Origin of the sequence: Burkholderia sp. Tr-862 (assembly GCF_011753085.1) — a bacterium.
GTDB classification, from domain to species: Bacteria; Pseudomonadota; Gammaproteobacteria; order Burkholderiales; family Burkholderiaceae; genus Burkholderia; species Burkholderia ambifaria.
On record NZ_VWWG01000200.1, the window covers coordinates 1 to 10,453 of the forward strand.

The following is a 10,453-nucleotide window of genomic DNA, read 5'->3' on the forward strand; positions in this document are numbered from 1 at the left end:
TGGCGACACGCACGGCGGGCCGGGCAGCATGGCCTCGCCACCGGGCCGCTCGCTCGCCGGCAACCCCGTCGTATCGCAGGCGAGCGCGACGATGCCCGTGCGGCCGCAACGCGTGGTCGCGCTCGACTTCATGTTCGCGGAAAGCGTGATCGCGCTCGACCTCGTGCCGGTCGGCATGGCCGATACGGCGTTCTATCCGGGCTGGCTCGGCTACGGGAGCGACCGGCTCGCGCACGTGACCGACATTGGCTCGCGCCAGGAGCCGGGGCTCGAGGCGATCGCCGCGGTGAAGCCCGATCTCATCATCGGCGTCGGCTTCCGGCATGCGCCGATCTTCGCCGCGCTCGACCGGATCGCGCCGACGATCCTGTTCCAGTTCAGCCCGAACGTGTCGGAAGACGGCGTGCCCGTCACGCAGCTCGACTGGATGCGGGAGATCTTCCGGACGATCGGCGCCGTCACCGGGCGCGACGCGCGCGCGAAAGCGGTCGACGCGCAACTCGACGCGGGAATCGCCCGCAATGCGTCGCGACTCAGCGCGGCCGGGCGCAGCGGTGAACGCATCGCACTGCTGCAGGATCTCGGTCTGCCCGACCGCTACTGGGCCTATACGGGCAACAGCACGTCGGCGGGGCTGGCGCGCGCGCTCGGGCTCGACCCGTGGCCGCGGAAGCCGACGCGGGAAGGCACGCTCTATGTGACGTCCGCCGATTTGCTGCGGCAGCGCGATCTCTCCGTGCTGTTCGTCACCGCAACGGGGATGGACGTGCCGCTGTCGTCGAAACTCGATTCGCCAGTGTGGCGTTTCGTGCCCGCGCTGCGCGACCACCGGATCGCGCTCATCGAGCGCAATATCTGGGGGTTCGGCGGGCCGATGTCGGCGCTGAAGCTGGCCGACGTGATGACCGATACGATGCTGAAGCTGCCGGCCGTCGTGCGTTGAACGGCAGCAGCGCGTCGTGAGCGGGCGGGGCGGCGTGGTCGGGGACCGCGTTGCCGTCCGCATCCCGCCCGAACGGGCTGCAACATTCCCGTGGCGTCACGCGTATGCGGGCACGCCGCACCACATGTTTTTCCGGCTCTTCCGAATCGTCCCGATCCTTCGAACCGGACACCGCCCGCGCGCCGCAATCGCTGCGCGCAGGCGGCCGGTGTTCACAACATGCTTACGCGCTCAGCGCATCGACACCCGCTTGTGCGCGTGAACGCGCGGGCGTCGTGTCGCTGACGATCTGACCGTTGTCGAGCTTCAGCAGCCGATCGGCGAGATCGAAATAGCGGTCGTCGTGCGTGATCACGATCACGGCCTTGCCGCGTGCGCGCAGCTCGGGCAACAGCTGCTCGTAGAACACGGCCTTGAACGACGGATCCTGGTCGGCCGCCCATTCGTCGAACAGGTAGAACGGGCGGTCTTCCAGATACGCGACGACGAGCGCGAGCCGCTTGCGCTGCCCGGTCGACAGCGCGCGGTTCGAGAACGCGCCGTCGACGACCTTCACCTTGTGATCGAGCGCGAGCTTCGCGACCAGCGCGTTCGCGCGCGCATCGGCCTGGGTGCGCGCAGGATCGTCCGGATCGACGATGCCGAGCAGCGCATCGAACAGGTGGAAGTCGTTGAACACCGCGCTGAAGCGCTGCCGGTACGCGGCGCGCTCGCGCCAGCCGATCGTGCGGCCGTCGACCTCGATCGTGCCTTCCTCCGGCTCGTAGAGCCCGGTCAGCACCTTCGCGAGCGTCGTCTTGCCGCTGCCGTTGCCGCCGACGATGAACACGAGCTCGCCCGGCCGGATCGTCAGGTCGATCGGCCCGATGCGGAACATCCGCTCATCGCGCTCGTGGAAGTACGCATGCGTGACGCCGCGCAGCGTGACGGCGCCGGCCGGCGGCACGTCGGGCGCGTCGCTGGCGGGCGGCACCGTGCGCAGCGCGCCGAACTCGGCCATCACGCCTTCGATGCGCCCGAGCGACACGCGCGCCGCGTTGACGGTCGGCAGGTTGTTAAGCAGCCCGTCGAGCGGCACCAGCATGAACAGGAACACGACGACGTAGCCGGCCGCCGTACCGGCATCGGCATGCACGCCCAGCTGCGGCCAGAACGCGGCCGCGCCGAGGAACACGTAGAACAGGAAGATGATCCAGCCCACGCCGACCGCATACGCGCTGAACGCGCGGCGGCGGTGGTCGCGCACCTCGCCGATCGCGGCGCCCAGCTGGCCGTCGACGAACTGGCGTGCGCGCGCGTCGTGCAGCTTCAGCTCCTTCGCGCCGGAGAACAGCGAGCCGAGATAGCCGAACAGGCGGTCCTGCGCCTGGCCGGCCGCTTCGAGCGACGCGATCGCGCGGCGATCGCCGGTGTGATAGCCGAGCGAGCCCGCGATGATCGCGGTCAGCGCGAGCAGGCACACGGGCCACGACAGCCACGCGAGATAGCCGAGGCAGCCGAACACGATCGAGCCGTGCATCACCAGGTTCGGCAGCGCGAAGAACAGCATCGACACGTTGGTCGCGTCGTCGGTCAGCACCGACTGCACGGGCGCCGCGCCGATCCGCTCGATGTCGCGCAGCTCGGCCGCGCCGACGCGCCGCGCGAGATGCACGCGCAGCCGTGCCATCGTGTCCTGCGACAGCCGGGCGAACAGCGTGCCCGACACGATGCGCGTGACGAGCGCGATCACCGCGCACAGCGCGAAGCGCCACGCGAGCGACGCATCGGCCGCGCCGGGCTGCGCGAGCGCGCGGTTCAGCGTCGCGACGAGCAGCACGCTCGCGACGCCGTTGAGCACGCAGGCGACGAGCGCCAGCGTGAGCGAGGCGCGGCTTTCGCGCAGCAGCGCGAGGATCAGGCGGGCCGCGGGGCGGCCGGGGGAGGCGTCGAGGGACGGCGGGGAAGAAGGCTCGTGGGCGGCTGTCATCGGCAACGTCGGTAAATGAAGGGCAAGCAAACCAGGCGGAAACGGCAAGACTGACGCGAAAGCAGCGCGCGGGCCGGGCCCGGTTGCGGCTTTCCTTCCTGATAGACGAACGGGCCGCGCAAATATTTAGCCGCATCGTCAAAAAATGCATCTATTCGGACTTTGCACGCAAAACGGTAAAAAACCGGCCGCGCCGTTCGTCACACCAGTGAAGCCGCCCCTTGCGGCCCCGAGACTTGGCCGAAGCGGCCGGACCGAAGGACTTCACGCACATGACGAGTTTCCCGACTGCGTTGCACCACCGAATTCGCGAACTGGCGCGCCGTGCGCCCGACGCGCCCGCGCTCGCCGCGCCTTTCCAGAACGACCTGCGCCTGTCGCGCGGCGCGCTCGACGCGCGTGCGTCGCACCTGGCCCGTCAACTGCGCGCGGCCGGGGTCGGCGCGGAAGTGCGGGTGGGCGTCTGCGTCGAACGCTCGTGCGAGCTGTTCGTCGCGCTGCTGGCCGTGCTGAAGGCGGGCGGCGTGTTCGTGCCGCTCGATCCGCGTCATCCGGCCGCGCGCCTCGACTGGATCGTGCGCGATGCGCAGCTGCGTCACGGGATCGTCGATGCGGCGGGCAGCGCGGCGCTCGGCGCGCCGTTCGAACACGCGTTCGACGCGATGTCGGCCACCGGTGACGGCGCGGATGCCGCCGCGTTCGCCGGCGACGAAGACGTGCCGGTGCATCTGCGCGCAGCCGCCTACATGATCTATACGTCGGGCTCGACCGGCACGCCGAAGGCGGTGGTCGTCGAGCACGGGCCGCTCGCCGCGCATTGCGACGCGCTCGCGGCCGCGCTGCCGATCGAAGGCGGCGACCGTCTGCTGCATTTCGCGTCGGTCAATTTCGACGCCGCGCACGAATGCTGGCTCGCGCCGCTCGCGGTCGGCGCGAGCGTGACGATTGCGCCGCCGCAGCCGTTCGCGCCGGACGCCGCCCATGCGCTGATGGTGCGCGAATCGGTGAGCGTCGCCGCGTTTCCGCCGGCCTACCTGCGCGAATTCGCGGCGCTCGCCGCGCGCGACGGCGTGCCGCCGGCCCTGCGCGTGCTCGCGTTCGGCGGCGAAGCGCTGCCGCAGCAGGCATTCGAATTCGTGCGCCGCACCTTCCCGTCGGTGCGCCTGATCAACGGTTACGGGCCAACCGAGGCCGTGATCTCGCCGATGCTGTGGCCGGTCGAGCCGGGCGACACGCCCGAGCTGGCCGCCAACGATGCGTATGCGTCGCTGCCGATCGGCCGCGTGATCGGTCCGCGTGTCGCGCGCATTGATGGCGACGAGGCCGGTGAGTCGGGCGAGGGCGGCGAGTTGCTCCTCGGCGGCGTGTGCATCGCGCGCGGCTATCACGGCCGCCCGGCGCTGACGGCCGAACGCTTCGTTCCCGATGCGCATGGCGAGCCCGGAGCGCGCGTGTACCGCACCGGCGACCTCGCGCGCCTGCGCGCCGACGGGGCATTCGATTATCTCGGCCGTCTCGACGACCAGGTCCAGGTGCGCGGCGTGCGCGTGGAGCCCGCGGAAATCGCCGCGTGCCTGCGCACGCATCCGGTGGTGGCCGACGCGGCCGTGATCGCCGAAACCGGCAACGGGCCGACGCGGCTGATCGCGTGCGTCGCGCTGCGCGCGGCCGCCGACGATGCGGCGCTGAAGGCGCACGTGGGTGCGCAGTTGCCCGCCGCGTGGCAGCCGCACCGGTTCGTGCGCTGCGATGCGCTGCCGTATACGCTGAACGGCAAGATCGACCGTGCCGCGCTGCGCGAGCGCATTGCCGCCGCGCGCGACACCGAACAACAGGCGGGCGACGCACCGCGCACGCCGACCGAAGCGCAGATCGCCGGCTTCTGGCAGACGCTGCTCGGCCTCGATGCGACGCCGTCGCGCGACGACCACTTCTTCGCACTGGGCGCCGATTCGCTCGCCGCGATGCAACTGCAGGCCGCGATCCGCGCCGCGTTGCGCGTGAACCTGCGGCTCGACTCGCTGTTCGCCGATCCGGCGCTGGCCGAGCTCGCCGCGCACGTCGATCGCGCGGAACGCGAAACGGGCGAACCGCTGGCCGCGATCGCCGCGCGCCGTGCGCCGGCCGATCTGGATGTGCCGCATGTCGATCGCGCGGCATCGCTCGCGCAACAACGCTTCTGGGTACTCGCGCAGACGCGCGACGCAAGCGCTGCCTATCACATCGCCGCGCACTGGACGATCGACGGCGCGCTCGACCGCGTTGCACTGCAGCGCGCACTCGATCACGTGATCGGGCGGCACGACGCGTGGCGCACGACGCTCGTCGGCAACGACGACGGCATCGTGATGCAGCGCATCCATGCACATCTGCCGGTGGCGATCACGACGCTCGACCTGCGCGAGCAACCGCCGGCGGCACGCGACGCGGAAGCCGCCCGCATTGCCGAACGCGACGCGGGCGCGCCGTTCGACCTGTCGCGCGGGCCGCTGCTGCGCGCGACGCTCGTCGTGCTCGCCGACGATCGCCACCGGCTGCTGCTGACCGCGCACCACGCGATCACCGACGGCTGGAGCTCGCGCTGCGCATTCGACGAGCTGTCGGCCGCGTACCGCGCATACGCGCAAGGCCGCGAGCCGTCGTTGCCCGCGCTGCCGATCCAGTACGCCGACTACGCGGACTGGCAGCGCGACATGCTCGCCGGCGGCGAAGGCGAGCGTCAGCTCGACTACTGGCGCGGCGCATTGCGCGACGTGCCGGGCCCGCTCGCGCTGCCGGTCGATCGCCAGCCGGGCGCGACGCGCACGCTGCAGGGTGCACGCGTGTCGGTCCGCCTGCCCGACGCGGTGGCGGCCGACGTGCGGTGTCTTGCGCGCGACGCGCAGGCCACGGTCTTCACGGTGCTGCTGGCCGCGCTCGACGCATGGCTGTCGCGCCTGACCGGCGAGACGGACGTGGTCGTCGCCGTGCCGGTCGCGCATCGTCAGCGCCCGGAGACACGCGCGCTGCTCGGCCTGTTCCTGAATACGGTCGCGCTGCGCGTGCGCGTGGCGCCGACGCTGCCGTTCCGCGCGCTGGTCGACGCGGCACGCACGGCGGCGCTCGACGCGGTCGCGCACCAGGACGTGCCGTTCGAGCGCGTCGTCGATGCGGTGAAGCCGCCCGTCAAGCGCGGCGACGAATGGCTTCGCGTGAAATTCGCGCAGCAGTTCGATGCGCGCCACGACAGCGTGCTGCCGGGCGCGGCCGCGGTTGCGACGCCGGGCCCCGATCTCGCCGCGCGCTTCGACTTCGCGCTGGACTTCACCGACGACGCGAACGGGATCGAACTCGTCGCCGCCTACGCGACTGACTGCATCGACGCCGATACCGCGCGCGCATGGCTCGATAGCTATGCGGCGCTGCTCGCGTGCGCCGCACATGAACCGCAATGCGCGACGGCCGCGCTGCCGTGCGATGCGTCGCCGGCGACGCGCCAGCCGCGCGACGGCCGCGCGCTGAGCATCGAACACGCCGACATCGTCGCCGCATTCGCGCGGCAGGCGGCCGCCTATCCGCATCGCATCGCGCTGGCCGATGCGTCGGCGTCGCTGACGTTCGCCGAACTCGACGACGCGTCGAACCGCATCGCGCATGCACTGAAGCTGCAGGGCGTGACGGCCGAAGCGCCCGTCATCGTCTGCATCGAGCGTTCGGCCCGCTTCGTCGTCGGCCTGCTCGGCGCGCTGAAGGCCGGCGCGCTGGCCGTGCTGCTCGACCCGGCGCAGCCGGCCGCGCGCCTGGCGGCCGCAGCCGCCGATTGCGGCGCACGCCGGGCGCTCGTCGCGGATGTGGCCGCGTGGCCGGCCGGTATCGACGCCCAGCCGCTCGACGTCGACACGCTCGCGCAGGACGCGACGCTCGCCCATGCGGCCGGCGTGCGCGTCGCACCGCATCCGGAACAGGGTGCCTATCTGATCTATACGTCGGGCTCGACCGGCACGCCGAAGGGCGTCGTCGTGTCGCACGGCGCACTGGCCGATTACGTGCAGGGGATGCTCGACGAACTCGCGTTCGCGCCGGACGCGTCGTTCGCGATGGTGTCGACCGTCGCCGCGGACCTCGGCCACACAACGCTGTTCGGTGCGCTGTGCGCGGGCCGCACGCTGCATCTGCTGCCGGCTGCGTGCGCGTTCGATCCGGACCTGTTCGCGCAGGAAATGCGCCGCCGCGACGTCGGCGTGCTGAAGATCGTGCCGAGCCATCTGCAGGCGCTGCTCGACGCGCGCGTGCCGGCCGACGTGCTGCCGCGCCACGCGCTCGTGACCGGCGGCGAAACGCTGACGTGGGCGCTCGTCGCGCGCCTGGCCGCGCTCGCGCCGGCGTGCCGCGTGATCAACCATTACGGGCCGACCGAAGCGACCGTCGGCGCGATTGCATGCGACACCGCGTCGATCGCGGCCGATGCGCGCGATCCGGCGAGCGGCGTGCCGCTCGGCGTGCCGCTGCCGAACGCGCGCGCGCTGGTGCTGGATGCGTTCGGCGCGTGCGTGCCGGCCGGTGCGATGGGCGAGCTGTATCTGGGCGGGCCGGGCGTTGCGCGCGGCTACCTGAACCGGCCGGCGCAAACCGCCGAGCGCTTCGTGCCCGATCCGTTCACGCCTGGCGCGCGTCTGTATCGCACCGGCGACCGCGTGCGTCTGCGCACGGACGGCCGTCTCGCGTTCCTCGGCCGCATCGACGATCAAGTGAAGATTCGCGGCTATCGCGTCGAGCCGGGCGAGGTGAGCGCGGCGGTGCGCGCGGCCGGCCCGATCGCGCAGGCCGAAACGCTCGCGATCGAGCACGACGGCCGCCTGCGGCTCGCGACCTTCGTCGTGATGCGCGACGGCGCGGCATTCGACGAGGCCGCCGTGCGCGCGTCGCTCGGCGCGACGCTGCCCGACTACATGGTGCCCGCGCAATTCGTCGCGCTCGCCGGCCTGCCGGTGACCGCGAACGGCAAGATCGATCGCGCGGCGTTGCGCGAACGGGCGGCCGCGCCGGTGGCGACGGCTTCCGGCGACGCGCCGCGGGGCCCGGTCGAAACGGCGCTCGCCGAAGTCTGGCAGGCGGTGCTGAAGGCGCCGCACGTCGGTCGCGACGACAACTTCTTCGAACTCGGCGGCGATTCGATCCTCGTGCTGCAGGTGATCGCGCGCGCCCGCAAGCGCGGCGTGCGCTTCACGCCGAAGCAGTTGTTCGACGGCCCGACGGTCGCCGAACTCGCACGTATCGCGAAGACCGGGGACGCCGCTGCTGCAATGACGACAACGCCGACGCCGGCGCAGTCCGCACCGGCTGCCGCGGCGGTCCTGACGCCCGCGCAGCAGCGCTTCTTCGCGCTCGACGTGCCGCACCCGGGCCACTGGAACCAGTCGGTCGCGTTCGACGTGCGCGGCCCGTTCGACGCCGATGCCTTCGCGCGTGCGTTCGATGCGTTGCTTACCCATCACGACGCATTTCGTCAGCGCTTCGCGCGCGGCGCGGACGGCAAGTGGCACGCGAGCGATGCGGCGAAGCCGTACGACGCGCTGCCGTTCGTCGAAGTCGCCGCCCGCGACGAAGCCGACGCACTGGCGCGCTTCGACGCATTGCAGTGCCGCCTCGATCTCGGCCGCGGGCCGCTTGCCTGCGCGTGCGCGGCGCAGCTGCCGGACGGTTCGACGCAGCTGTATCTGGCGATCCACCATGCGATCGTCGACGGCGTGTCGTGGCGCATCCTGCTCGACGACCTGGACGCCGCGTATCGCGCCGCATGCGAGGGCGTGCCGGCTCGCCTGTCGCAGCCGGGCCTGCGCGCGGATGCATGGGCCGCCCGCCTGGCGCGTGCCGCGACGCAGCCCGGATCGCCGTTCGCCGCTGAAACCGCATACTGGGCCGGCATGGCCCAGGGCGACGACCTCGTGCCCGATCATCCCGACGCACCGGCGACGAACGCCGATGCGGCCGTGGTCGTGCAGACGATCGACGCGGCATTGACCCGCGCCGCGCTGACCGACGCCCACGCCGCGTATCGCACGCAGACGATCGAACTGCTGGGCGCGGCGCTCGCCCTGGCGCTGGCCGGTGCCGGCGGCGCCGCGTCGTGCCGCGTCGAACTCGAAGGACATGGCCGCGAGGCGTTGTTCGACGATGCGGACGCGAGCCGCACGATCGGCTGGCTGACGAGCCACTATCCGGTGACGCTGCCGGTCGAAGCCACCGCGCGCGACACGCTGTGCGCAGTCAAGGATGCGTTGCGCGCGGTGCCGCACAAGGGGCTCGGCTTCGGCGTGCTCGCGCACTACGGCGATGCGGAGACGCGTGCGGCGCTGGCCGCCGTGCCGCGTCCGCGCGTCACGTTCAACTATCTCGGCCAGTTCGACGCGCCGCGCGACGCGACGCTCGTGCCGCGCTTCGGCGGCACCGGCATCGAGCGCGATCGCCAAGGGCCGCTCGGCAACACGCTCGCGATCCATGCGTACCTCGATTCCGACCGTGACGGCGCACGCACGCTGAAGGTTCACTGGGTCTACGGCGCGCCGCAGTTCGAGCGCGCGACGATCGACGCATTCGCGGCGCGCTTTGCGGCCGCACTGCGCGAACTCGCCGATGCCTGCGCGTCGCGGGTCGCGCATCGCGGCGGCGGCGCGACGCCGGGCGATTTCCCGCTCGCGCAGGCTGCCGGCCTCACGCAGGCCGCGATCGAACGCACGCCGCTCGACTGGCGCACGATCGACGACGTGTATCCGCTGTCGCCGATGCAGCAGGGGATCCTGTTCCATGCGCTGTTCGCGCCCGGTCACGCCAGCTACGTGAACCAGCTCGTCGCGACCGCGACGGCGCTCGACGCCGACCGGCTTGCGGCCGCGTTCGGCGCCTCCGTCGCGCGCCACGACATCCTGCGCACCAGCGTGATGCCCGACGAGGCCGCGCCGCTGCAATGCGTGCATCGCCATGCACAAATGCCGGTCGAGCAACTCGACTGGCGCATGCGCGGCGACACGCTCGACGCCGATTTCGACGCGTGGCTCGCGGCCGACCGCGCCCGCGGCTTCGACTGGCGCGAGCCGCCGCTGATGCGGCTCACGCTGATCCGCGTGACGGACGACGCGTGGCGCGTCGTCTGGACGCGTCACCACCTGCTGCTCGACGGCTGGAGCACCGCGCGGCTGCTTGCGGACGTGCTGCGCGACTATCGCGACCCCGATGCGGTGTCGCCGTTCGCGAGCCGCCCGGCGCTGCGCTATCGCGACTTCATCGCGTGGCTCGGCAGCCGCGATCGCGCCGCGGACGAACGCTTCTGGACCGACCGGCTCGCGCGGCTCGACGCGCCGACGCTGATCGCCGAACGCGTGGCCGATCGCGCCGACGCCGAGATGGTCACGTGGCGCGCGACGATCGACGCGGATGGGATGACGCGTGTCGCACAAACGGCGCGTGCGCTGAAGCTGACCGTCAACACGCTGGTGCAGGGCGCGTGGGCGCTCGCGCTGCAGCGCATGACGCACCAGCCGGCCGTCGCGTTCGGCGCGACCGTC

General features: G+C 71.9%; 3 protein-coding genes. 2 read left to right on the top strand and 1 reads right to left on the bottom strand.

The annotated features are described in order from the left end of the window. The first annotated feature begins 28 nt into the window (after positions 1-28). A complete protein-coding gene (locus tag F3J14_RS30770; RefSeq protein ID WP_247682316.1) occupies positions 29-943 on the top strand; it encodes an iron-siderophore ABC transporter substrate-binding protein in 915 nt (304 codons plus the stop codon). Positions 944-1,166: 223 nt separating this feature from the next. Here the strand turns inward: F3J14_RS30770 and F3J14_RS30775 are convergent, their stop codons facing one another. Continuing rightward, positions 1,167-2,912 carry a cyclic peptide export ABC transporter gene (locus tag F3J14_RS30775; RefSeq protein WP_166726136.1) on the bottom strand — a complete coding sequence of 582 codons (1,746 nt, stop codon included), beginning with the start codon at positions 2,910-2,912 and terminating at the stop codon, positions 1,167-1,169. 272 nt (positions 2,913-3,184) lie between these two features. Here F3J14_RS30775 and F3J14_RS30780 point away from each other — a divergent pair. Continuing rightward, positions 3,185-10,453, top strand: a 7,269-nt coding sequence (locus tag F3J14_RS30780) for a non-ribosomal peptide synthetase (protein WP_166726137.1), incomplete at its 3' end; no start/stop codon positions are given.